The 24,837-nt window shown below is 44.2% G+C and carries 21 protein-coding genes, 1 tRNA gene and 1 pseudogene; 9 read left to right on the top strand and 14 right to left on the bottom strand.

Annotation, left to right across the window (positions count from 1 at the left end):
• Positions 1-115: 115 nt before the first annotated feature.
• Positions 116-192: transfer RNA gene (locus SPEA_RS09260), tRNA-Pro, on the top strand.
• A 136-nt stretch (positions 193-328) separates the two neighbouring features.
• On the opposite strand, the gene SPEA_RS09255 is transcribed toward SPEA_RS09260, so the two are convergent.
• On the bottom strand, positions 329-553 hold the full coding sequence (locus SPEA_RS09255) for a cytochrome c3 family protein (RefSeq protein WP_012155005.1): 225 nt from the start codon (positions 551-553) through the stop codon (positions 329-331).
• Between the two features lie 440 nt (positions 554-993).
• Here SPEA_RS09255 and SPEA_RS09250 point away from each other — a divergent pair, with 440 nt between their 5' ends.
• The gene (locus SPEA_RS09250) at positions 994-3,156 is read left to right on the top strand and encodes a sensor domain-containing diguanylate cyclase (protein WP_012155004.1); all 2,163 of its coding nucleotides are present in this window, start codon (positions 994-996) and stop codon (positions 3,154-3,156) included.
• Between the two features lie 124 nt (positions 3,157-3,280).
• Here the strand turns inward: SPEA_RS09250 and SPEA_RS09245 are convergent, their stop codons facing one another.
• A complete protein-coding gene (locus SPEA_RS09245; protein ID WP_012155003.1) occupies positions 3,281-4,720 on the bottom strand; it encodes an alpha/beta hydrolase in 1,440 nt (479 codons plus the stop codon).
• 86 nt (positions 4,721-4,806) lie between these two features.
• On the opposite strand from SPEA_RS09245, the gene SPEA_RS09240 reads away from it, so the two are divergent.
• Positions 4,807-5,286 carry a DUF6942 family protein gene (locus SPEA_RS09240; RefSeq protein WP_012155002.1) on the top strand — a complete coding sequence of 160 codons (480 nt, stop codon included), beginning with the start codon at positions 4,807-4,809 and terminating at the stop codon, positions 5,284-5,286.
• Positions 5,287-5,402: 116 nt separating this feature from the next.
• Here SPEA_RS09240 and nadE read toward each other — a convergent pair whose 3' ends face one another.
• On the bottom strand, positions 5,403-6,233 hold the full coding sequence (gene nadE / locus SPEA_RS09235) for an NAD(+) synthase (RefSeq protein WP_012155001.1): 831 nt from the start codon (positions 6,231-6,233) through the stop codon (positions 5,403-5,405).
• A 210-nt stretch (positions 6,234-6,443) separates the two neighbouring features.
• Here nadE and SPEA_RS09230 point away from each other — a divergent pair, with 210 nt between their 5' ends.
• A complete protein-coding gene (locus SPEA_RS09230) occupies positions 6,444-7,088 on the top strand; it encodes a LysE family translocator (protein WP_012155000.1) in 645 nt (214 codons plus the stop codon).
• Between the two features lie 56 nt (positions 7,089-7,144).
• Here the strand turns inward: SPEA_RS09230 and SPEA_RS09225 are convergent, their stop codons facing one another.
• A complete protein-coding gene (locus SPEA_RS09225) occupies positions 7,145-8,497 on the bottom strand; it encodes a sigma-54-dependent transcriptional regulator (protein WP_012154999.1) in 1,353 nt (450 codons plus the stop codon).
• Positions 8,494-10,227 carry a sensor histidine kinase gene (locus SPEA_RS09220; RefSeq protein WP_012154998.1) on the bottom strand — a complete coding sequence of 578 codons (1,734 nt, stop codon included), beginning with the start codon at positions 10,225-10,227 and terminating at the stop codon, positions 8,494-8,496. Before SPEA_RS09220 ends, SPEA_RS09225 begins: the two co-directional genes overlap by 4 nt.
• 393 nt (positions 10,228-10,620) lie before the next feature.
• Between SPEA_RS09220 and SPEA_RS09215 the strand changes: the two genes are divergently transcribed.
• Complete coding sequence (locus SPEA_RS09215) at positions 10,621-11,388, top strand: hypothetical protein (RefSeq protein WP_012154997.1); 768 nt, start codon at positions 10,621-10,623, stop codon at positions 11,386-11,388.
• A gap of 469 nt (positions 11,389-11,857) precedes the next feature.
• Here the strand turns inward: SPEA_RS09215 and SPEA_RS09210 are convergent, their stop codons facing one another.
• The 3 genes from SPEA_RS09210 to SPEA_RS09200 all read right to left on the bottom strand — a co-directional run bounded on the left by SPEA_RS09210 (position 11,858) and on the right by SPEA_RS09200 (position 14,449).
• On the bottom strand, positions 11,858-12,259 hold the full coding sequence (locus SPEA_RS09210) for a MaoC family dehydratase (protein WP_012154996.1): 402 nt from the start codon (positions 12,257-12,259) through the stop codon (positions 11,858-11,860).
• Positions 12,249-14,003, bottom strand: a complete 1,755-nt coding sequence (gene phaC, locus SPEA_RS09205) for a class I poly(R)-hydroxyalkanoic acid synthase (protein ID WP_012154995.1) — start codon at positions 14,001-14,003, stop codon at positions 12,249-12,251. Before phaC ends, SPEA_RS09210 begins: the two co-directional genes overlap by 11 nt.
• Positions 14,004-14,098: 95 nt before the next feature.
• Positions 14,099-14,449 (bottom strand): phasin family protein, encoded by a 351-nt coding sequence (locus tag SPEA_RS09200; RefSeq protein WP_012154994.1) that lies wholly within the window; start codon positions 14,447-14,449, stop codon positions 14,099-14,101.
• A gap of 330 nt (positions 14,450-14,779) precedes the next feature.
• Between SPEA_RS09200 and SPEA_RS23500 the strand changes: the two are divergent.
• Together SPEA_RS23500 and SPEA_RS09195 are read left to right on the top strand one after the other, a co-directional pair.
• Positions 14,780-14,947 (top strand): annotated as a pseudogene (locus SPEA_RS23500) (alpha-amylase family glycosyl hydrolase); the annotation flags it as partial.
• A 399-nt stretch (positions 14,948-15,346) separates the two neighbouring features.
• Positions 15,347-15,691: a hypothetical protein gene (locus SPEA_RS09195; RefSeq protein ID WP_012154993.1), complete on the top strand. Its 345-nt coding sequence runs from the start codon at positions 15,347-15,349 to the stop codon at positions 15,689-15,691.
• Between the two features lie 87 nt (positions 15,692-15,778).
• Here SPEA_RS09195 and SPEA_RS09190 read toward each other — a convergent pair whose 3' ends face one another.
• From SPEA_RS09190 to SPEA_RS09180, 3 genes are read right to left on the bottom strand one after another with little or no spacing between them, the layout of a single operon-like run.
• Positions 15,779-17,308 (bottom strand): PhnE/PtxC family ABC transporter permease, encoded by a 1,530-nt coding sequence (locus tag SPEA_RS09190; RefSeq protein WP_012154992.1) that lies wholly within the window; start codon positions 17,306-17,308, stop codon positions 15,779-15,781.
• A gap of 22 nt (positions 17,309-17,330) precedes the next feature.
• A complete protein-coding gene (locus tag SPEA_RS09185) occupies positions 17,331-18,134 on the bottom strand; it encodes an ATP-binding cassette domain-containing protein (protein ID WP_049767998.1) in 804 nt (267 codons plus the stop codon).
• A gap of 48 nt (positions 18,135-18,182) precedes the next feature.
• Positions 18,183-19,037 (bottom strand): putative selenate ABC transporter substrate-binding protein, encoded by an 855-nt coding sequence (locus SPEA_RS09180; protein ID WP_012154990.1) that lies wholly within the window; start codon positions 19,035-19,037, stop codon positions 18,183-18,185.
• Between the two features lie 284 nt (positions 19,038-19,321).
• On the opposite strand from SPEA_RS09180, the gene SPEA_RS09175 reads away from it, so the two are divergent.
• Together SPEA_RS09175 and SPEA_RS09170 are read left to right on the top strand one after the other, a co-directional pair.
• On the top strand, positions 19,322-19,996 hold the full coding sequence (locus tag SPEA_RS09175; RefSeq protein ID WP_012154989.1) for a response regulator: 675 nt from the start codon (positions 19,322-19,324) through the stop codon (positions 19,994-19,996).
• The gene (locus SPEA_RS09170; protein ID WP_012154988.1) at positions 19,987-21,339 is read left to right on the top strand and encodes an ATP-binding protein; all 1,353 of its coding nucleotides are present in this window, start codon (positions 19,987-19,989) and stop codon (positions 21,337-21,339) included. Before SPEA_RS09175 ends, SPEA_RS09170 begins: the two co-directional genes overlap by 10 nt.
• An 87-nt stretch (positions 21,340-21,426) precedes the next feature.
• Here SPEA_RS09170 and SPEA_RS09165 read toward each other — a convergent pair whose 3' ends face one another.
• The 3 genes from SPEA_RS09165 to SPEA_RS09155 form a co-directional block, all read right to left on the bottom strand.
• Complete coding sequence (locus SPEA_RS09165) at positions 21,427-22,122, bottom strand: 2OG-Fe(II) oxygenase (RefSeq protein ID WP_012154987.1); 696 nt, start codon at positions 22,120-22,122, stop codon at positions 21,427-21,429.
• A 556-nt stretch (positions 22,123-22,678) separates the two neighbouring features.
• The gene (locus SPEA_RS09160) at positions 22,679-24,412 is read right to left on the bottom strand and encodes an alkaline phosphatase family protein (protein WP_012154986.1); all 1,734 of its coding nucleotides are present in this window, start codon (positions 24,410-24,412) and stop codon (positions 22,679-22,681) included.
• A gap of 4 nt (positions 24,413-24,416) precedes the next feature.
• Positions 24,417-24,824, bottom strand: coding sequence for a hypothetical protein (locus SPEA_RS09155; RefSeq protein WP_012154985.1), 408 nt, complete (start codon positions 24,822-24,824; stop codon positions 24,417-24,419).
• Positions 24,825-24,837 lie beyond the last annotated feature (13 nt).

Below are 24,837 nucleotides of genomic sequence, written 5' to 3'. Positions count from 1 at the left end.
TGAATCGCTTGAACGTACGAAGAGCTTGCGCAATCAAAATTGACTTGATAAAGTGCTGGCTCTTCAGAATTCCCCCTTCGTTATAAGTTTTTATAACTTGTTCTGTTGAATATCTCGGGATATGGCCTAGTCCGGTAAGGCGCTTGTCTGGGGGACAAGAGATCACAGGTTCAAATCCTGTTATCCCGACCAAATAAATACAAAAAAGCCAGCTAATAAGCTGGCTTTTTTGTTACTGCACGATTTATAAATGCGCTATCTATAAGTTATAAATGCTTATAAATAAAAAAAGCGCTGACATGCAGCGCTTTTAATCTTGCCAGAGTATTTACTCGTGACAGTCAGCACACTCTTTCATAGTTAGTTCTGGAGTATGGATTTCTTTATCTAACTCGTGAGCACTTCCCATATCGTGACAATCATTACAAGTAGCAATGGTTGCTTCCATTTCTGTATGCTCTTCAACATTAATTGTCTCATGACAGTCAGTACAGTTTACAGCCATAGCTGAAGCAGAAAATGCTAACGCAGCAACCAAAGTTAAATATTTCATATGCATTCCTTAATATCGGAGTTATCGCACTTAATGTTGTGTTGTCACAGAACTGTTAAGGCTTATTTTTGTTTATGCTGCCTAATAAATGAAAGACTTATCGTCTCGGCAGCTCTTGAGTACCATGATATGACTTAACCTTAATTGAAACTTAAATCCCTCCAGATAGTTGAACAAAAGCTGAACAAGGACTCGATGACTTGCAAAGGATGTGAGCAAGGTCTGACATATCATCAAATTTACACATTTTTCTTTCACTGGTCACAAATTAAAACCTTAAGTTCTGAGATTAAACAGTCTCAAAATCCGCCGTTTTTTTGCACATCCAGAATCAGATATATCATTAAAAGTTGATCTATCTCAATAAAGTTAATAAATTGTAACTAATCTCTGCCGAGATAAAAAAATAATAACGTCCACCGCAACAAAGGCGTGCTCATTTGGAGAGAATAGAAAAGAATAAACTCCTGTTAGCCTCAGTGTTAGGCTTAATTGGTTTACTGGTAAACCTTTATCCTATACACCTATTTGCTAACATACAGCTGATCCTCGGCAACGTTTCCTACGTTATTGCCGCTGTATTGCTTGGCCCTTGGTATGCACTCTATACTGCTATGATTACCGTTACGGGCCTAATGGTCGCCTGGGACAGCCCGCATGTTTACTTCTTATTCGGCGTAGAAGCCCTCTTCTTAGGTTTAGCCAGAAAAAAAGATATTTACGCGTTATACGCAAGCTTTGGTTTTTGGCTGTTTATCGGTATGCCACTTTTTTATCTTTATATCTTTCTATTTACCGATCTCCCCAGCAGTCACATCGCCTTTATCATCCTAAAGCAAGGGATTAATGGTTTGGTCTATGCCTGCATAGGCTCGCTGATGATTACCTTAACGCCCTCTTTTTGGCACTTCAAAAGTAAGATAAAAGACCGACAGAGACGTACTTTCAATGGCCAGCTGACTTACACTTTTACATTAGTGATAACCGTCGCCCTGCTTTTGGCAGCATTATTGTTCAATAATCAATTTATCGAACGCCAACAGGCCTTGCTCTATCACAATATAGAAAGCTCAGCAGCGCATTTAGGGCTCTCGACTCAAGCCTATATTGACTCACACACCCAAGCGATTAAGAACGCTGCAGCATGGCTCAGCTTAAATCAGCACTCTGAGACAGAAGAGCAAATTTTATTGTCTCATTTACATGAAAATTATCCTGGGTTTATCACCATGCTCCTTGCCGATAGCCAAGGTGTTGTCATAGGCGCAAGTCCAGCGTCGTTACTTTCAAGCCTCGAGTCACAAAGGAAAGAACTCTCAATCCGTGATAGGGATTACTTTGTACAAGCCTTTATTAACCAGCGTAACTTTATCTCTCCAGCATTTCTTGGCAAAGGCTTTGGCCAAGATCCGATTGTCGCAATAAGTGCTCCCATTTACCGAGCAGATACGCCCCACCAGCCAATAGGGATCATTGAAGGCTCGTTAGATTTAAAAGAGTTCAAGGTGATAGATAACATCAAAACCAATCAGAATAATCAGTCCATTGTGCTTATAGATAAAAATGGCAGAGTCATATACGCCACTGACAACCTTGGTATTACTCCACTATCTGAGTTTAATTACTCGCTACCCAGTAAAAATTATATAACGCCCTTTCCAATGCTCAATATTTCCCATAGCGATACGATGGCGCCAGAGTACGTCTATGCAAGCGTGACATTAGAAAATGATTGGCAACTATTTGTACTCAATCCTTTTCGGCCTCTAGTTGATTTGGTTGAAAGTATGTACCTAGCAACATTTGCCATTCTATTTGTCGCATTGTCTGTCACCATCTATATCTCACGTGTTATTAGCCGCCGCCTCACACTGCCGCTTGAGAATATCGCCAACAAATTCAGCACTCAATCAGATAATAACTATGTGAATTATGCCGTAGATGAAGAGTCACCGGAGGAAATTTACACCCTCTTTCAGCGCCTAAAGCAAAGTAAAAGCCAGCTTATTGGTTATCAGTTGGAGCTTGAAGAGAAAGTCGCCGTGCGGACCTTGGAGCTTGAGCACGCTAACAGTCAATTAAAAGCTCTGGCAGAAAAAGACCCTCTTACAGGGTTATATAATCGCCGTTATGCCGAAGATAAGTTTCCTGGAATTCAGCAGCTATGTAAAAGAAGCGATGAGATTATTGCAATTGCGCTGCTGGATCTTGATAAGTTCAAGTTCATTAATGATACCTACGGTCATGATGGCGGCGATCTCACTCTTAAGCGAGTCGCCGAGCTTCTAAGCCAAGAGTTTAAGCGCGATTCAGACATCATAGTACGATATGGCGGCGAAGAGTTTTTACTCATCATGCCGCTGTGTAATGCCTTAAAAATTGAGAATCATTTGGAAAGCTTTAGAAAAAAACTCGATAATATTGTCATCGAAAGTCAGCAGGATAAGCAGCAATTTAAGGTGACGACCAGCATAGGGGCTGTGATTGGCAACGGGACTTATAGCGACTCACTGGAACAGTGGGTTAAACAAGCCGATATTAATCTATATCAAGCCAAAAAGGCTGGGCGAAATAAACTGGTGTTCACGACCTTAGAAGGTTAATCGACAAAGTAAAAACTAAAGCTCTAAATGGGTCTGCCAAGCAAAATGTAGCGAAGCCACTACGAAAGCGCACATTTTAATCTTTAACCGTTAATCAGGCTTGTTAGCCAAACAAGTACCACAATTAAGGAACTATCACTTCATCCATTTTGCTTAGCATGTAAGGATGAAATGGGTTCCACTTTTGTCTTAAGATCTCACTAGCAGATACACTTATCACGCCTCGCTCCCCCCGGGATGCTCCCGTGCCTATCTGGATATGAGGTTTATCGCTATTCCAAATAGGGCCATACAACGCATCGCTTTTCGGAAATGGCAACGCAACATGTGATAAGGAGTAGATCTGTTTTGGCCAGCTGAGCCCAAGAGAGCTTGTACTATTGTCATTTAATCGGCGAGCCTGAATATCCCGACTCTCAAGGCTCTCGTTTTCAACTAAGGTGAACTCATAGTTAAATTCCCCTTGTGTCATCATCTCTCGATACGGCTTCAAGGGATCATTCAAGATAAGACTCAAATTCACCTTCGTCCTGTTGATATCAAATAACACTAACTCGTGGCCCGCATCGGGTAACTGACCATATAGCGCACTGATCACGGCACTGGTATCAACGGTATCATCGGTAAGTGACTGAAACGTCAATATTGGTGGTAACCCCTTGAGTCGCTCCCGCCCCTGTCGCAGGATTAGATCATGGTTACGCATAGAAAGTTGATAAACCACATCTCCAGCATTGACGGCAAAAGAGCCATACTTAAAAGGGTCGTATTCCGCTTGAATGCTATTCCAACTCAGCTTATCTAAACCCAGTACAATCCCAAGTCTTGCTTGCCACCTAGCTCCAGCGGCAACAGCTGGTAAGCCTATGGCTGGAGAGATCAGCACCATGGCCGAGTAATCAGCGTCCTTATTGGCAGCTATGCGCTCAAGTTCATGATTAAGAGCCAATGCCGCCCCCGTAGAGAAACCAATTAAATACAAAGGCTTTTCACCTAACACTTGCTTCATATGCCTTGTAGCCAGAGCCACTGCTCCCGCCATATCTTGCCAATCGATATTCGTTAACGCCGATGGTAAGGTGCCATGCCCCGGTAGCCTAAGTCCTAAAATATGCGCCCTGTCTTTATAGTGGTTAGCGAAATGCGACAAGGCATAGGGAGAGTCAGACATGCCATGGAGTAAAAGTACCCCGAATTCAGCATTATCTGTTGGCCATTCATAACTGCGATTCCAATCCTGTGTCCAATGACCAGGATCAGAATAGCTGCCATGCACATAACGGTTTAGAATATCGAAAGGCTGAGGCTCTGATGGTTCAAGATAAACCTTAGTCTCTAGCTCAGTGAACAGCTTATCTTCAAGCTTCATATAGTCAGAAAAAGTGCTAACTTCACTTTGTGCGCGGTATTCAGAGGTTAATTTGGTTGTGTGCCAAATCGACAGATCGGGGCGTGAATTAAGAAACCAAACAGCCATCGCAATTAATGCAATAAAGGTTCCTAAAGAGGCGTAAAATAGGGCAAAAGCTAGGTGTTTTGTCGACCCAATAATAATGGTTTTCATAATCGTTGCGTTTCTCCCTAAACAAGCAATGTAATATAAGATAAATTACACACTCTTACGCCGAAACGGTAAAGATAGGCTGAAAATTGAATAAAAATAAACAGATAATTGGTTTCGATGGCGCAAAAACCTGCTTCTACCTACCGACACCACCTATTCTTCCCGACAATTGGAGTCATACAGCCCCCAATGCAGTACAGCACTTTATTGAGGCAAACGGCAATCACTGGCGAAAAATTTTAACCATCATGGCAAAATTGTCTGTTACCGATAAAAACTGGAAGTATTACCGCGATCACCTACTACTAAAACAAGATGAATGTATCAGTATTAATGGCAATAAGCTAAACCCCAATGCCAGTTTACACATTATTTGTGGTCAACAAAGCGCTCTGAAGTTAAGTCTAAACTCAGAGCTTTTCAAGCCAATAGCCCTAAACTCAAATTATGTTAGCAAGCACACACACCAAGAAATCTACCTTTGTCCTTACTTAGACTACCGTCAATTTCCAAACCTACAGATTAATATACTAAGAGCCGCATTAAATCTTCCGCCACTGAATTGATCCTAAAATACAAACCAGTAAAGGCTAAAAGTAAGCATCCACCTACTGCAAAAAGGCGTTTATGGCTGAAAATGAAAAAGGCGCCGAAGCGCCATTTATTGTAGAAGTAGGAAATGTTAATCGTAAATCGTTGGAATTGGCTCACGCTTATGCTGAGTGGCGCGGTAGATCCCAACCAGTTTGTCATTAACAAATTCGCTGACCTCTTTACCCTCTAAAAAGTCATCAATCTGCTCGTAGGTTAACCCCAGGGCAACCTCATCTTCTAACTGAGGCTTGTTCTCTTCTAAATCTGCTGTAGGCGCCTTGATAACCAACTTATCTGGCGCACCTAAGAATGCGGCAAGCTGGCGAACCTGACGCTTATTAAGACCGAACAAAGGCGCTAAATCACAGGCGCCATCGCCCCACTTGGTATAAAAACCGGTAATATTTTCGGCACTATGGTCGGTTCCCACCACCAAACCTGCAACTAGACCCGCAATCTCATATTGGGCAACCATACGCATTCTTGCCTTTACGTTGCCTTTAACAAAGTCGATTTTATCGGCCTCGGGTAACGCGATACCCGCAGCTTCAACAGCCGCTAGTGTTTCACAATGAACACCATCCACCCCCTGCTTCACATTCACAGTGACTTGCTTTGAAGGTTGGATAAACTGACAAGCCAACTGAGCTTCATCTTCATCCTTTTGCACATCGTAAGGTAAACGAACCGCGATAAATTGGTAATGGTTACCGCTGGCGTCGCTATTGAGCTCATCAACGGCTAGTTGACACAAGCGTCCCGCTAAAGAAGAGTCTACACCACCACTAATACCCAAGACTAAAGTGGAGGTACTTGATTGCTTAAGCTTTGACTTAATAAATGCGACGCGCCTTTGAACTTCGAAACCAGGGTCAATAGCGTTAAGCACCTTCATTTCTCTTAGGATCTGTCCTTTCACGTTCTACACTCCGATGGTAGTTGGCAGAAAAATCGGTTTATATTATGGGTGAATTCTTGCGACAATTCACGGGCTGAATGATAGCAATCGTGTTAATTTCTAAAAGCAGCGTTAAATAAAACCTCACTGCACTAAATTCTGCACTAAAGCTGCTCGAACTTTTAGTCACTCCGCAATTAATCAGTAGCAAATTAAACAACTAGGTCTCAGATGGAATTTCAATTACTTATATCACTGTCCATGATACACCTTATTGCTCTAGCCAGCCCTGGGCCAGATTTTGCTTTAGTGGTTCGCCTCGCGACTCAAGAGTCTCGCGTGGCAGCCGTTGCCTCAGCATTTGGCATAGCAGTAGCGATTCTTGGGCACACCCTGCTTAGTTTAACTGGGGTTAGTCTTATCATTCAAAGCTCAGATGTTTTATTCACCATCGTTCAGTTAGCTGGTGCCAGTTATTTAGCCTTGATGGGCGTTGGCGCAATAAAATCGGCATGGCTACACTGGCAAGATCCAGTATCGATTGAGACATGTGTACAAGGGGAAGGAGTAACCGCTTATAAAGGCTTTATGCAGGGGCTCTATACCAATATTTTGAATCCCAAAGCCTTAGTGTTTTTTATCACCCTATTTTCAACCCTTATTACACCTCAGGTTAGCTTTTCCACCAAGAGCATGGCGGCTTTCTTGCTGTTTTCCTTATCCTTTATCTGGTTCAGTTTTATTGCAATAGTGCTGTCGAAGCCCAGAGTTCAGCTTAAAATGAAAAAGGTCAGTCCGCTAATTAATCTCGTCACTGGGTTGGTGTTTATAGGGGTGGCCCTGATGATTATCTCTGGCCTCGTGACATCGCACTAACCTTTAGCACTAACTTTTAGTACAAGCCGCTATGATAAGCGGCTCATACCTAAAGGTTACACTAGTTGATACTTCTCTAAGCGATACAAAAACGCTTTATAACTCAAGCCTAGCTGCTTTGCCGCTTGGGTTCGATTCCCCTCATGGCGCGACATCGCTTGCTGTAAGCAGTCTTTCTCAAACGCTTCCCACTCAAATCCCGCCTCAGGAAGCACAAACTGACTCGGATTAATCGCGACCAGTCCTGACGCCAGTTCGGCCACCAGCTCTTGCTCATCTGCCAGTAATACGAAACGTTCAACTCGATTAGAGAGTTCTCGCACATTGCCCGGCCAAGGATAATCGAGCAGAGACTTCATGGTTTCCGCACTTAACTTAACTGCCTCGACGCCATACTGACCTGCATGAATTTTTAAGAAATGCTCTATGAGCCGGCCAATATCTTCTTTGCGCTCTCTCAGTGGTGGCATATCGATGGGGACCACGTTGAGCCTATAGAATAGATCTTCTCTAAAGTTGCCCTTCTCGACTTCCTCTTTAAGGTTGCGGTGGGTCGCGGCAATGACCCTAACATCCAACTTAATTTCACCGTTTTGCCCTAGCCTAGAAATCACGCCTTCTTGTAAAAACCTGAGCAACTTTGTCTGCTGTAACAGAGGTAACTCGCCTATTTCATCGAGAAAGATAGTACCGCCATTAGCCGCCTCAAGCTTACCGATTTTCAGCGTATTGGCACCAGTAAATGCCCCTTTCTCTGCGCCAAAGAGCTCTGATTCCGCAAGAGTTTCGGGAATGGCGCCGCAATTGATAGCGACAAACGGCTTATGTTGACGACTCGATAATTGATATAAGGCCCGAGCCGCTAGCTCTTTACCTGTGCCACTCTCGCCGCCAATTAGCACCGTTGCGTCGGTGGCACTCACTCTTTGTACTCGAGCATAAACCTTCTGCATACACGGCGCCTTACCCACTAGCCCCACGAGCTCCTGTTGCTGAGATAGCTCTGATGCTAGACGTCGATTTTGCTGTTTTAACGTTAACGATTTAGCGACCTTATCTATAGCCATCAGTAACGACTGACGTTGATAAGGTTTTGACAGGTAATCATCTGCCCCTGCTTGCATGGCGTCCACCGCGTGGGTAATAGTGCCGTAAGCCGTGGCGATAATAAATCCCATATCGGGGTGCTCTCGTCTTACGTATGTCAGCAGATCCATCCCTGTTAACTGTCCAAGCTTCCAATCAGAAAAAACCAGATCCGGTACACTCGACTTTATTGATAAAATCGCCTCTTCAACGCTTTCAGCGCTGGTGATCTGATATTGATTCGAGGCAAGTATTTGACAAATTAACTCTCGTTGATCGGGCTCGTCTTCCACCACTAAGATCTGTAACGGCGCTTTATTCATGGTTTCACCTTACCTTGATACGAAGGCTTTCTGTTTGAGTCAGAGTTTGAGTCTATGTTTGATTTGGCGCTTGAGTCAGGCCCTGGTTCACCACGACAAAAGATAAGCGTCACGATGGTGCCTCCTTGGGGGTTGTCATCAAACTGGATTTCGCCATCATAGTGGCTCTCGATTAAGCGCTTCGCGATATAGATCCCCATGCCCGAGCCTTCTGTTTTAGTGGTAACATGAGGCTTAAACATCTGCGTCTTAACCAAAGGATCAATCCCTTTGCCCCAATCGGTAATGATGACTTTCTTGGCATTCACATCTTGAGTCAACTCGATTTTTATCTGCTTAGCATCCGGATCGGCTTCTACCGCGTTAATCATCACCGCATGTAAGATACTTCTAAGCTCAGACTCTGCTCCATTGACGAAAAGCTTAATGCTTTGTGGGTCAAACATGACTTTCGGTTTAATCCCGGTGATCGATAACTCCAAAAGTACATCTTGAATGATGGCGTTTAACGGGATGGCTTTGTCACGTGCCACCTCATGGCTCGAAAGCGTCAACAGCGACTGAATGCTTTTATCCATCAAGGCAATTTTCTGCTGCATCTTATTATTAAGTTTCTCGCGCTCGGCCAAGGTTTCACTGCAAGTGCTCTGCTCTGAGAGTAATCCCAAAGTATGTAACGGGTTTCTCAAGCTGTGGGCAATACCCCGGGTAATTTGACCAAGATCGGCCAAGTGTTGCTGCTGCGACATCTGTTGCTCTTTCTTACTCAAGTTCGCTAATGCCAGACTCATGCGATTAAAACCCGTTAAGATCTGCTTTAACTCTTTAACCCCTTGCTCTTTAAGTTGCACACCAAATTCGCCCTTTGCCAATTTTTGATGACCACCAGCCAGCTCACTCAAGGGCCCTGTCACATGGTGGCTAAGCCAGTAGGCCAGTAGTAGAGCCATCACACTCGTGATAAGAATGGCTAGCAAAACCGATTCGCTAAAGCGTTCTAAAAGATGATTTGTACCACCACTGGGTAAGTCAACACTGCGCTCTTCATTCTGCTCAATGGATCCGCCATTACTGTGCTGCCCCTCAACAATGAGGACTCGCCCCTCTTTAAGCCACTCATCGGTATGGATCTCAATACTCTCTAGACTCCGCTCTACTCGTTGCTGATATTCTCGCGCCGCTTGCTTGCGCAGTTGCTGCATATTCTCGCGATTGCTTTCCAATAGCACCCGTTCTTTTTCTAACAAGGCTTGCACTTTCTCTTTCAATGCTTTCTGCTTTGTCTTAAATGCATCGCTTTTAAGTTGTGACTTCCCTCCCTCGGACACACCTTTAGCAAGCTCAAACGCGAGCTGATCGATTTCACTATTTAAGCTATCTAGCTGGATATCAATCTCCTGCTCAGCCTCGTCAGTCAACCGTTCAACCTCATGCTCAAACCTTTCGTTTATCAGCTCACTGCTCTCAACCCAATCGATGCTATCCACCTCAGCTTTGGGCATGAGCTCAGCGACCCTAGCTGGCGTCTGTGGAAATGAAAACTCCATGCGTTCAAGCTCTGCAGCGTTCTCAATTACCACGCTGACTAAGCTCTTTGATAAACTTTTTGAGCTTTGCTCAAGCTCTGCCTGTAGTTGAGTCTTAAAATACTGCGCCACAAATAGCTGGCTCATCGCCAGCAATAGGATTAACGCACCAAATAGCATAAACACGTAGCGTTTTATCGACATAATTCTTATTTTATTTCCCTATTTCAATTCGAGCATATCTTATATGTACAAGACTCTTAACCCGTTTGTTTATACAAGATTGATACCAAAACTCTAGGCCGCCCAATCTTATGCTGTCCTGTGCAAAAAAGCGGCTTTCATTCTCAAAAACTCATAACCGACTCAAGCTAATCATGGATAAACCTAACATAAATCGAATCAATATCCTCATATCAGGAAGTGACCTTCCCATATCCGTAATATTATTTACAACAGCTTGCTAGACCGATAATCCTAATCAACTCCAAAGCCCTACAAGACTGAATTTCAAAGAGTTGGCACAATCTTCGCACTTCTTGAAAGTGAAAATCTTGGCAAGTCAATCACGACGAATACCATTAAAAGGGGAACAATATGAACTTAAAACCAATCGCCATCGCTGTAGTAGCAGGCTGCTTAACCCTATCTCAACTGGCCTCTAGCGCCCCCACCGATATCGAGGCTATTGATAAAACTCAGGCTATCGATAAAACCCAAGTTATTGACAAAAATAGCCACAGCTTGATCACCAAGATTAATACCGATGAAAACGATATCACCCATGTCACAGTTGTTGTCGATGGCGAAGATGGCACTCCCTATGAAATGTCATTTACAACTCAAGAGCTCAGTAATAAGGAGAACGTTCAACAGAAAATCAGTGAACTGCCTAAAGAGGTACAAAAGCCCGTTGCGAAGATGCTTGAACGAGTCCAACGACATGCAGCAAATCCGAGGCAACCACTAGACCCTAGAGTTGAGCAAGCCATTAAAATAAAGCTTGAGAAGCTGCATCAGCAGTTAAGCAGTAAAGAAGCTGCAATTGAAGTTCATGCTATGAAACTTGAATCTAAGGCTATAGAGTTAGAAGAGAAAGCTCGCGAGCTGGAAGTGATTTTTGAACAAAATGAAGGCGAGTTTGAGGTCCATATAGACAATCTTGGTGATGATATCGAAGTGCTCACCGAGCAAATAACCGAACTGGAATTAGAGCGCCACGGACTCAATGGCGAAGCCTCGCGGGTACTTATCATTCAAGGCCAAGGTAAACCGAATAGCTCAGATATTCTCGACCTAATTGAACGGGCTGAATTGAGCGATGAAGATAAGCAAAAATTGAGTGAAGCATTAGCGCAGAAGTGATCGGGTCGACTCTAGTTTTAGATTTAATGCTTCGCGTTTTAACTTTGTAAGGTCCCAAAGCGGCTTTGCTTACCACTTACAAATGGGGCTAGAGTGGCTACTCACAAAGCGTGAAGCTCACCACGAAGCGCTATGCTTTCACGATGAGCACCAAGGTGAAGATAAAAAACTCAAACGGCTTGAGTAGTTTGAGTTCTTCGTGCCTTCAGTGTCCTTCGTAGTGAACCGCTTGTGCCCCCCTCTAATTTTGCCCTATTGAACCTTATCTGAAATAGAGAGCGAGCAACGCCAAAATTTGTAAAATCAGCAATCCTGCTCTTTCAAAAATTTTGGCGACTTATTGCTCGCTAAGTTATTTGTCATAATAAAAATTAATAGTGCCATTTATGTTGAATGTCTTCAGTTCTTGCTGGGTTAAAGCCCAAATACTGAAGTAGCTAACAATTGTGGATGTCGCTGTTAATCTATATTAGCCAACGATATATCTGACAGTTGCTTCGCCATCGACGGCAAGCTTACCGTCTTGATTGAAGACCTGAGTTGTTAGGGTGGCGATGGGTTTATCTTCGCGGATATGTTTCACCTCTACTTTAGCGGTAATGGTTTCACCAACAAAGATAGGACAAACGAACTTTAGTGTCTGACCAAGGTAAATGGTGCCTGAGCCAGGTAGTTCTGATGCAAGTAATCCTGAGAGAAGGCTGGATGCTAACATACCGTGAACGATTGGACGTTCAAACGGTGTGCTGGCAGCAAAGTTGGCATCCAAATGCACAGGGTTATAATCCTCAGCTAACGATGCAAACTGTACTACAGATTGTTGATCTAAGCATTTTTCAATCATCGAGCTCTGGCCCACTTTAAGTGTCATGGCGTACCTCCTCTTTTGGTGCTATCACATCTTCGATTCGTTGTTTTACGTACTCCCCCGGAGCATCTAACTTCCCAGTTAATGAACGTGCTGCTATTTTGTCAGAGAAATTTCGTTCATCGACCCAAGATTGCCAGTGGGGCCACCAAGAACCAGAATGATTATCCGCCTCAGCCAGCCATTTCGCCGGGCTCTGCGCATTATCGCTATTGGTCCAAAAACCATATTTATTAGAACTTGGCGGGTTCATGGGTCCTGCAATATGGCCACTTTCGGCCAGCACAAAGGTGTTATCGCCATTGAGTAACTCTGTACCACGAAAAGTGCCTTCCCAGACTGCAATATGATCTTCAATAGCGGAGAGGAAATAGCACGGAGACTTAACTTTACTCAGGTCGACTTTAACGCCATCAACTGTGATGCCACCAGGTTCCTTCAGCTTATTTTCAAGGTACATTTGGCGTAATATCTGATTGTGTGTCGCAGCAGTTATGTTGGTATTGTCACAATTCCAATGAAGTAGATCGAACGCCACTGGACTTTCGCCTTTAAGGTAGTTGGTCACATAGTAATTCCAATACAGGCTATTTTCCCTTAACAGGCTAAATGACACAGCCATCTGTCGTCCATCCATGTAGCCACGAGCATTATTCTGCGCTTCGATACTGCTAATCAGTGGGTCGTTGATGAACACACCAAGTTCGCCAGGTTGGCCAAAGTCTAGAATGGTGGTGAGTAAGGTTGCTGATTTGACTCTTTGCTTGCGGCGTTTGCCGGCTAAATAAGCCATTGCTGCAGTTAACAGTGTCCCACCGATACAATAACCAATACCGTTGACTTCACGTTCACCGGTTTCAGCTTCTATTGCATCTAACGCAAGGATAACCCCCTGAGTAACGTAGTCACCAAAATCAGTTGCTGCCATCTCGGCATTGGGGTTAACCCAAGAGATCATAAATACTGTATGCCCTTGGCTCACTAGCCATTGCGTGTAAGAACGCTCAGGGCTTAGATCCATGATATAAAATTTGTTCACAAATGGCGGTACAACAAGCAGAGGTCGTTTGTACACTTGCTCCGTTGTGGCTTGATATTGAATAAGTTCAAACAGATCGTTTTTAAAGACAACCTTACCAGGAGTTGTGGCAATATTTTTTCCTACAGTGAAAGCCGTTTTATCTGTCATGCGAATATTCAAGGTATCGACGCTTTGCTCTAAATCTTGCTGAAGTTGCTCTAGCCCTTTAATTAGGTTTTGGCCTTTACTCTCAATGGTTAGCTTCATTATTTCAGGGTTGGTGGCAACAAAATTGCTCGGTGACATAGCATTAAGATACTGGCGAGAAAAAAAGGATAATCGCTGACGAGTTTCGTCATCTAGCCCTTCGGTGTTATTGATTGATGCTTGAATATTATTACAAGCCAACTTATAACTTTCTTTGATGTATTTATAAAGTGCCTGTTCATTCCACGCAGGGTCTTTAAATCGTCGATCTGTCTCTTTTTCTGCGGGACTGCTCATAATGCAATCGTTAAATAGATTGACTTGTTGCCCCCACCAATCCATTTGTTGTTCAATAGAGTTAACAGGGTGTTCAACCGATGAGCGCATCCATTGTGCCCAATCTTCCGCTTGTGTTTCTACGATAGAGGATTGAGCCGACTGCCCGAAGCTATCCATCCATGCTTGGCCAAATTGCATTGCATTGTCGATCGCGTCTTGAAAGGGCGATTTACTTTCCATGATGGCGTCCTTAGTGGCAAATTAAAACTAATAAAAAGGTGACGCACTTTTGCTCGTGCAGTTCTTAGCCAAGCAGCACGCCACACTATTACCCTTTACGCACTTTTTGTCGCAGGAATAGAAGATGCAGCCAATTCGTCAGCAGCTGTTTTGAAGTCTTGGCTGAGCTGAGACAGCTTTTGTCCATCTTTAAGCAACTGTTGACTGAACTTGCTCATCACTTCCATCTGTTTTGTACTATGTGATGCAAGATCTTGAGGCTGCTTAATATTCGCTAAGCTTTGCAGAGTCTCATTTCCAAGCGTACTGTAAGCTTGAACACTTTCTAGCTGGATCTTTGAAAGCGTTTCTATGTTTTTGCTGACCAATTGATTGAAGCTGTAAAATGGGTTAACGACAGATTCAACTTGTGAAGTAAATGCTTTGAACGTTTCTTGACTAGACATGTAAATTCCCTTGTGTTGGTTTAGTTCCGAATTAAGTAACGCCTTGTGGCAGTAGCTTTGTGCCACTGTTTGTTAAACACTGATTACAGCCCCTGCCGCCCTGTTGGAATTCCAACCAGGAGTGCCTAATTAACATACAGGTATTTATGTTCAATAAATGGTCCGTTTGGATGAGCTATTCAAATATCAAACAAAAGTTAATGTATATTCCGGTAGTTGCGACTCATCATTGACATTGATAAAGCTAAGTAACTGACTAACCGCGAAACCATTACTCTGAGGAGTCTGCTAACTATCTTGAAAAACATCGGGGGCATGAAGGGGTGACTATATTTGAATGGCAACATCTTGATTGAAGGTGAACGTATGCTCCTCGAGAGTTTACTTGCAGAATAGAATGAGCGTTTATCGAGTATCTCTTGCTATTGATTTAATGGGAAGTTGAGATGCCTCAATGAAGATATTGCCCGCAGGGCTAATCGCGAAGATGGGTGTAAAGTTAAATCCTATAGCCATGCACTGCCCCCATAGCCCTAAATCACTGAGGCTAAAAGAGATAGAAAAGTCGGTTCCAATTAGAGGGCAGAATAAACCATGAAACTTATTCTAATCAACGCGGCGTGATTAGAACTTGCACTCTAAATGGTTTTTATCCAGAAACGATGTAGCTTACGCTGAGCATATTGGGGTAAGGTTGACGCTTTCCAAAGCGCTAATTATTGCAAAGAAATTACACAAGTACGCCAAGCTAATCAGTCCAGCTCTGCCCTACTCTAATGTCACAGCTCAAGTTTTCCTAACAGGCTAATTCTCATTATTGTGAAGCCGCCTATAGAATACCCCTTATGCTTTCACGTAAGCTCTATCCACTATAAAAAATAAATAAGGTAACTTGTTATGTGGTGGCGAATTCTGCTCATCTGTTTAGCCTATCTTCTTATTGGCGCACACTTTTTACGTTTTGGCCAAAACGCGGCTTGTGTCGCTTTTGCCCTTAGCCCCTTGCTATTGTTTATTAAAGCCAGCTGGGCGACTCGACTACTGCAACTAGGCCTTATCATTTCTGCAGTTCTAGTGTGGGGCGTGAGTAGCTTTGAATATGTACAGATGAGAATTATTGCTGAGGCGCCTTGGTATCGCTTGAGTGCGATTATGGCGGGTGTTATCGCCTTTACACTAATTGCAGCTTGGTGCGGCAACGGCATCATTAAAAAACGTAATCAGCGTAGAATTTTTAGCTAGTCAGTCTTCTTAAATGGACACCGTTTGCGCTTCATAAAGCGGTTCGTGTGCTTCGAAAGCGAGATAATGAATCTGTGGCTGACGTGACTAATGTGCGCAGCCTAGCTGGCTTTTGTCTTTTGAATACAGTAACCGCCGACTCAAAATGTCGACCAATATATTCACTAAAGCGGTAACACACATCAGCACTAAGGCGCCGTTAAAACGAATTTCCGCAAAATTACTGTCGATATAAAATCCCAGAGTGGCAATGCCAAGCATCCCCAAAATAGCAGTCTCTCTTAAAATCACCTCAAAGCGATAAAACAGCAGTGCCATCATATTCGGATATATGGCTGGCATAACTTCGAATCCATATCCGTCGATTCGATGAGTAAAATGTGCTGAGAAAGCCACGTTATCGGCATGCCTAATGCTGAGATACGCTATCAGCGCGCCATTATGGATGGCTAATGCCAATATGGCTGGTAACATCGACGGACCGAGCAGCAACATAAACACGAAGGCCAAGATATACTCAGGCACCGACCTTAAAATAAGTAACAACAAACGATTTACGCTCGCTACCACGCCACCACTCAGACGCTTGTCACTAATGGCACTGCCAATTAGGGCTAAAACATGACTCAACCCGAGAGCCGCTAGCGCTAACAATAAGGTCGCAATAATTCCTGGTAGCGCTTGATCTGTTAGTAGCTTGCTTAACCAATCAAAGAACTGGCTAAACACCTCGCTGCTACTCATTGTACTGGCTTGCAACATCTCGCTTTGGAACATTTGGTTTTGAAACATTGGCGGTAAAATATCTTGGCTTAAGAAACGCCAAATCAATGCGCCATCGATATTTGGCATCTCAGGCAGCGCCCATATTGCCAGTACAAAATAAACCGGTAACGCCTTGACTCTACACCAATAAGGGATGGTACCAATTAAGGCGATAAACAGCATCAGCAGCGCTGCGCCTTGGTGATAATGGCCTTGGCGAAAAGCCGTCTCTAAATAAAAACCTAAGGTTGGCATCCCCACAAAGCCCAGCACAGCACTGCTTCTTAATGCGCACTCAAACCGATAGCGCACATAGGCGCGTACGGGCACCAACACATGGGCCAGTCTTCCATAGAGATAACGGCTAATTCGGTCGGTTCGATAAGGTAAAGTTTGCAATGTTGTTGTAGGCGCTTGCTGCAAGATATCACTGAATACTCGCGCAAACGTCGCGCCATAAGGCAGTGCGATAGCTAAGATCCCAGTAAGTGGTGACAAGCCAAAGATCTGTAGAAAAAGTAACGCCCAGAAGATCTCATGAATTGAGCGAATAAACGAACACATCGCAGCGATAAAGGGTTTGTGATACACCAAAGCCAGTGGCGCCCCACACACCAATGCGATAATCACTCCCAATAGTGCAAAACTCACGGTTTGCCACAGCGCTTCAATCAGGTATTCGGTAGCAAAAAAATCGGGCGCAATAAAGCCTTTGCCTATCAGTAACAATTCACTCCATGGATCGAGTGCTATCACCTCGGTATCGGCAAAATAAAAACACAGCAGCGAAACAGCCCACAGCGCTAAGGTCACTTTTTTCCAGTAACCTACAAAAGGAAATAGGCGTGGCATTACGGGGGGGTGTATTGGCAAACTAATAACGCTTAACGACGCTGTTAAGTGGCTCTATTTGGGGAGATTCAGACTTTTCATTAACACGCTTGTCGCCCACATTGACGCCACCAGCAGTGTCTGTATCAGAGCTATTTTGATAGAAGGCCTCGAGAGTATTAAGATCGAGATACTTGGCATCGATATCGAGGACTTTTTTGCCCTCTCGTAGGCCGATAACCCTGTCAAAATGAGTCAATGCCATGTCCATATCATGTAAAACCATGATAACAGTTTCATGGCTAGCCAAAACCTGAGTTAATAGGCGCTGTCCCATCACAGGATCGAGTGCCGAGAAAGCTTCATCGCCAATAAACAGAGCCTGACGCTGATAAAGGGCGCGCCCAAGCGCTACACGCTGCCTTTGGCCCCCCGAAAGCGAAGACACGGGCTGAGACAGAGGGCAATCGAGTTCTAGTGAATCTGCAATTTGCTGTATGGCTTGCCGAGGCCCTTTAAATGGAGATACAAGGTTAGCAAGGTTGTATATCCAACTATGCTGATTTAGCGCCCCCATAAAAATATTATGAAATACACTTAAATTCTCAACCAATCCCTGCCGTTGAGAGCACAATGCAGCTGTTGGCTTAAGCTGTTCAAAAACATGATTGATTAAGGTTGATTTACCGCAACCAGAGCGACCAATAATGGCCGTTTTTTCACCATGGTGAAAAGACAGCTTATCGATACTGACGGCTGTCTTGTCTTCAAACTGAATGACTAGCTGGTTTAAGGTCAACATAGGCCGATTCAACTCTGAATGAGCCAATTTGGAGTGAATCGACATCTGCTTAGCCAACTTAGGCTTGCCCAAGCTAAATTTACCCAAGGTAGCCTAGTCAATTAGGCCAATTGCTTTAGCAACGTCTTCAATCGCTTCATAGTCTCGGTTATCAGCGGGGACAAATGACTGGCGAGGAAAGCTCTCTAACAGCTCAGGATCTTTCATACCGATGAGTGCTGCTGTCACTTTTTCGCTAAAACCTGCACCAAATTTGCCGTCAATATCACCACGTATGGTCCACTGATAATCGGGGTACGCTGGGGTTTCCCAAATAACACTGACCTTATTGAGATCCACTTTGCCGTTTGATAGGGCAGTTTCCCATACCTTGTAATTAACCGCACCGACTTGATAGACCCCCGCCTGTACCTGAGCAATGGTACGGCTATGGTCACCGGAATAACCTATGCGTTTAAAGATATCCTTACTGTTCTTACCTAGATTTCGCTCGATAAAGAACTGCGGCATCAGGCGACCGGAAGTTGAATTTTTAGAGCCATAAGTAAAGGTATAACCGTTTAAATTAGGAAAACTATCACTTGGGATGATCTCCGCTGAGGAGTGGGCAATAAAGTAGCTCTTGAAAAACTGATCTTCATAGCCTTGTGCTATGGCCTCTGAACCTGGCACCAAACGACGTGCCTGTACGCCAGATAGACCGCCAAACCAGGCTAATTGGACTTGGTTATTACGAAAAGCAGTAACGGCTGCAGAGTATGATTTAACCGGAACATACTTAACCTCAACCCCAAGCTTTTCCTCTAGGTAGACAGCAACTTTATCGAATCGCGTTCTTAATTGACTCTCATCTTCATCGGGAATTGCAGTAAACGTAAACGTTGTGGCCATTACACTCGGTGCGAGTAAAAGCAGTGCTAACCCAGTAAGTAGCCTAACAAACGACATACCTTAATCCTTCAGCTTAAAAAAATTTACGGAATCTTAACGAAAAAGCAGCAATAAACCCAGAGATAACGGTACGAAATAACGTCTAACTGAATAAATCGTGAACTTTATAGCCAAATATCATGATTTAGTTCCAACTAGCAGCAAAAATGAACGATAGGGAGTAAAGTTCAGCCAAGGTTAAGTTTCTTGAGCGTAAACTTCCTCTATTTAGAAACACTTAGTTGGCAGGAGTGTTAATTCTGCGTAAACTAATCTGTATTGAATTCAAGGATATTGTGACTATGCGAATATTAGTTGTTGAAGATGACCCGATTCTATCTCACCACCTAAAAGTGCAACTCAGCGAATTAGGCAATCAAGTTCAAGTTGCGCTAACAGCGAAAGAGGGATTTTATCAAGCCACTAACTATCCTATCGATGTGGCTATCGTCGACTTAGGCCTTCCAGACCAAGACGGTATAAGCCTAATTCAAAGTCTTCGTGACGAGGGTTTAAAAGCCCCGGTATTGATCTTAACCGCTCGGGTTAATTGGCAAGATAAGGTAGAAGGACTGAATGCTGGCGCCGATGACTACCTAGTTAAACCTTTCCAGAAAGAAGAGTTAGTCGCTCGCTTAGATGCCCTCGTGCGTCGTAGTGCTGGCTTTGTAAAACCCCAAATCACCAGCGGTGCACTTGAGCTTGATCTTGCAGCCAAGCAAGTCAGCCTCAACGAGCAACCTATGGAAGTGACAGCATTTGAATATTTGATTCTTGAGTACCTGATGCGACACTGCCATGAGGTAGTGGCTAAACAGCGCCTGCTGGATGTGATCTATGGCGATAAGGAAGGTGACCCCAATACTATCGAAGTCATGGTCAGCCGCCTACGTAAGAAACTCACCAAAGGCGGTATCGAAAACCCTATTGTAACCATTCGAGGCCAAGGGTATAAATTCAATCTGCCATGCAATTAAAATTTAAGCCTAAGAAGCGTCTGCTAACGCGGATGTTTCTCACCTCTTTATCCATTATTGCTCTCGTAGGCTTTGGCTTAGCGTGGATGGTTAATATTCTCCACGCCCAAAATAGCTATAACGAAGAGACAGCTGAACTTATCTCTGAGATCCCAAAAGTAGCAGCCGAGCTTAGGGAACACGATCTTATTCCCGACACCAGTGATGAATGGCTAGAAGAGAATAATGCCGCCCAGCGTTATATCATCGCCAGCTGTGATAACACCTTTAATCAAGTCTGGACCTCATCCTTAGCGGTAGACCGTGGTTTATTCGACACCTGCGAACGCTTTAACGAGATAAGAAATAGCTCTCCTCCTTACTACCTGTCACTGGCGGACAACAAAGGCTACTTCATCTATCTGTTATCGTTAGATATCGCCAGTAATAAGTACAATCTACTGGTATTGAAAGATGCTGAGAAACTCGAAGAAGAATACAGTAAGTTCAGTCGCCTAACCTATATACGTTTAGCCTTCGTTCTAGCCTTGGCTCTAGTGCTTTTAATCAGTGCCGCCTATTGGGGAATGAGACCCTTGGTACGACTTAAAAACGAACTCCAATCGGTCAACAATGGTAAAGCCAAATCACTTTCTGATGGCTACCCAGTTGAGCTAGAAGGGGTGACTCAGGCACTCAACCAACTACTGAATCAATCCAGTGCTCAGCAGCAACGCTATCAAAACGCAATGAATGATTTGGCTCACAGCCTTAAAACACGCCTAGCGGCGGTACATGCGATTACCGATGACAGAACGCTTGATAAAGATGCCTGCAGCGAGAAAATCATGGAGCAAGTAAGCCAGATGGATCAATTGGTGAAATACCAATTGAAGCGCGCCATGTTAGGCCGTAAAGGTCTAAAGCAGGAGCAAACCCAAATTGCACCTTTGGTCGATCAACTGGCGCAGATGTTATTCAAAGTTTATCGTGACAAACAAGTTCAATTTGAAGCCGTGATCCCTAAAGAGCATGTGTTCCCGGGTGATAAAGGCGACTTGATGGAACTTTGCGGCAACTTGATGGAAAATGCCTTTAAGCTGTGTATTTCAACAGTCAGAGTGTCGTCATACTATAACGATGCCGGAGAGTTTGAACTTCTAGTTGAAGATGATGGTCCGGGTGTAGAAGAAAGCATTCGCCAAAACATCATTGAGCGAGGTGTACGCGCCGACACTCAAAAAGCCGGTCAGGGCATTGGCCTCGCGGTCTGTAATGAGATTGTCATCAGTTATGGCGGACGACTCAGTATCGAAACTTCCGAGCTTGAAGGCGCCTGCTTTAGGATCTCCATTCCGATTTAAATCGGACTCGAGTCTCAGCATTCACTTAACACACGGGGATAACATCGGCACTGAATGCGTGTTCTCCCTGCTTCAATTGCCTTAATATTATTTAGCAGCCCCATATAACTGCTCGGCGCGATTAAACATGATCCAAGAGGTGGCAATATACTTGTTGCCACTTGTTGGTACATTGCCCCGATGGGAGTGAGTAAAACTCGCTGGCGCTATCACCATGGTGCCCTTTTTGGGTTTGATCAATTTGTTTTGATAGTAGAACTCCGTCTCACCGCCCTCTTCCACATCGTTAAGATAAAACATATATAAAACAACTCGGTGCAACGCTTCGCTATGACCGGCCTGAGGAAATTGCTCCGAATGCCAGTGAGGATAACCGCCCTTGGCTTGTAGGTACTTTTGGATATTGATACTACCACTACGGTAAAGGTATTTAACGATGGCTTCGGCTCGCCCCTTGCCATAGCGCTCATAGTTCTCAGGTGTTAGCGTTACAGATTGACCCTGTTCATCAGCCACATTAACCGCTACCGCGCCCATCAACGCCATCGCATACTTATCAAAATATTGAGTCGCATGGGATAACGTATAACCCAGCAGTCTGTTCTTAAGCCCAGTGAGATCTTCATGGGAGTCTAACATCAAATCTAAGCTGCGCTTTTTCGACTCATCGACGCCACTGCCGGTACAGCCTGCACTGACGCCAGAGTGACGTTCAAAGCGGCTAATCAACTCATCACAAAATTCATCAGGGATTGCATTTGGGTATATCTCTATGAAGTCCATTTTAAGGCTCTCTGGTTAGCGGCATTTGAAAACAGATTGGTTAACGAATTGTAAACTATATAACTTGAGGAGAAATAGCAATGTAGCGCTAACAGCTTGTCTGTTGTTCTCAATGTTGGCGTCAAGCGCCGACATAGTTTAAGGCTCTCACTGCGTAGCCAGTTTGCGTTTAAAGAGTAGAAAACGACAAGCTGGACAGGTTGGTGTGGCATATACGCCGAGTAAATGAAAAGCGGTGAATTAGGTAAGGCTGTCTCTATTGCAAGATAGGCGTCTCTCCCGCAAACCGCTACCTAACCCGACAGTAGAAGTCAGGCAATACAGCGGCTTGAAGTAGAGAGCAAAGGTGCTAAATATATGTAGGGTCGCCGGGAAGCATGCAATATATTGTACCTCTGTATTTTTCGTGAGTGACCTCCACATTTGCGTTGACGAAAAGATATTAAATGATAAATACAGACACTTATCGCCGCGACTTTGTTATTAGCGAGGCCACGGAGACAACTACCTAGTATCAATCAGTAACGATAAATACAAAATATCACCCTCCTGTGGTCTATTCGGGCTCAAGCTCAACCTGTTCAAGTACTTTACCCGTGCTACCTGTTGGAAAGCTGATCTTAAGCAGGGATGATAGTGTCGGCGCAATGGCATAAGGCGTAATCTTATCTGCAAGCTTTTTGCCCTCGAGTCCCATGCCTGCGAATATCACCGGAACATGTGTGTCATACCGCCAGGGGGAGCCGTGCACAGATGCAACTTTTAACCCATCAAAATCATTAATATAAACACTCGGGTCATAAATTAAATAGAGATCCCCTGAGCGCTGATGGTGATGATTTTGCGCAACCAACTTAGCAATTCTGCTACTGTCTAGCTTACCTGTTGTTATATCACTGGCGGTATAGACCTGCTCGATCCCTGCAATCGTCGTAAGCTCATTAGCCAGAAATGTTTGTATCTGGGCAAGTGAAATCCCCTTAGCTTCAATCAGTTCATGATTTAGGTAGAGATAGGGATCGGCGTACTGCAAAATAACTTGCTCATCTAAGCCAAAACGCTGTTTTAACCTGTCAAATATGCCTGACGCCGTAATCGACTCCACTCCAAAGTAGTCAGCCTTGTGACCACCGTGATGGTGAATATAACTGGGTATGTCTGGTGCGCCATGATCCGCAGACAATACAATTAAGGTGTTATCTAACCCCACCTTTTTATCGATATAGCTAAATAGTTCCGCTAAGGTTCTGTCTAGTCGAAGTAGATTATCTTCAGCTTCCTTACTCGACGGGCCAAACATATGAATAACGTAGTCTGTCGCAGATAAACTCACAGATAGATAATCGGTCACATCACCAGCACCAAGCTGCTCCTTGTCGATAACCGTTTTAGCAAAATCTGCAACCAGCTCATCAGCAACCGGACTGATACTCAGTTTAGTGGTAAAGTAACGCGAATCAGCGGCTCCATATTGATGGGGAAACTGCTTACCGAAACCAGCTAAATCCGTTTTATCACTCTCTTCTGCTTCCTGATGAAACAGGTACTTCTCATCATCGAGCATTAACTGCCAAGCTTGGTTGTTATAGTTAAGGTGCAGTTTTTTATCATTCCACTGTTCAACCCAGGCAGGATACTGCTGATAGTAGTAGTCACTGGTCACAAAACCCGCCGAGGCTTTCGAATACCAAAATGCCTTACCCAGCTCTCCGCCCATAGACACAGCACCACGGTCTTTAAATGAGACTGAAAATGCGCGAGATTGGCCATTATTACTCTTTACCAACTCATCTGAAAATGTAGACCCCTTTATATTCAGCGGAGAACGCCCATCGGTAGCGGCTGCTTTCTGGGTCGTATCCACTTCAGTATCCGCATCCACCCCACCACCTTGGGTTAACAGGCTATAATTGGGATCTTCGATGTTGTATACCAAGCGATTAACGCCCCGGTCATACCAGACATTTCCTACCATACCATTCACTGACGGTGGCGCACCTGTCGCTAACGCTACGTGGCCAACTATGGTTTCAGTATTTGCATGCTCAAAGTGGGCATTGGTGTAATGAATACCTTCATTTAATAAATAGCGAAAGCCACCCTCTTGCATATTTTCAAGATAACGCATTGGCAGATCACCCCTTAAGGCATCAACCGTTATCTGTAGGACTAATTTAGGTTGCTCTGCTGCATATAGGGGAGATGAAAACACAGTCGCTAGGGTCACGGCGAGTGTTAGCCGCTTTGCTACAGAGCGTTTCAGTTGGGGATGCGGTGAGTTTAATTGCAAAATATTAGCCCTCTATATTATCGTGCTTAATATAATCATTGTTAAGATCTTGCTCTCGCGTGCTGGTGATCCAGCATTGAGCCGAATCGACAGGCTGATCATCATCTTTGATGATCATATTGGCGACCCCATAGGGCGGGATCACGACGACTGAATCAATGGCTACAGGCTCTTTTCCAGCAAAGCCGATACAGCGAGCTTTAACCGCTTCTGAATAACTCACTTTTACTCGAAAATGATTCTCGCTAATCGCTTGAATAGACTCCCCCTTAAATAGCAATGGCAGTGTCTTAGTTTGGTCTGCTTTGCTCTCCTCCTGCGCTGCAAGCGCCGAAAAAGCGCTAACAGCGAATATCCCCGCTATCAACCCAGTCAAATATAGCCACTTAACAGCCGTAATACCTGTTGCCATAAAAGTCCTCTCA

The sequence above is a fragment of the Shewanella pealeana ATCC 700345 genome, from assembly GCF_000018285.1.
In the GTDB taxonomy this organism is placed as follows: domain Bacteria; phylum Pseudomonadota; class Gammaproteobacteria; order Enterobacterales; family Shewanellaceae; genus Shewanella; species Shewanella pealeana.
The sequence above is the reverse complement of the archived record's forward strand: the minus strand, read 5'-3'. Positions and strand labels throughout refer to the sequence as shown.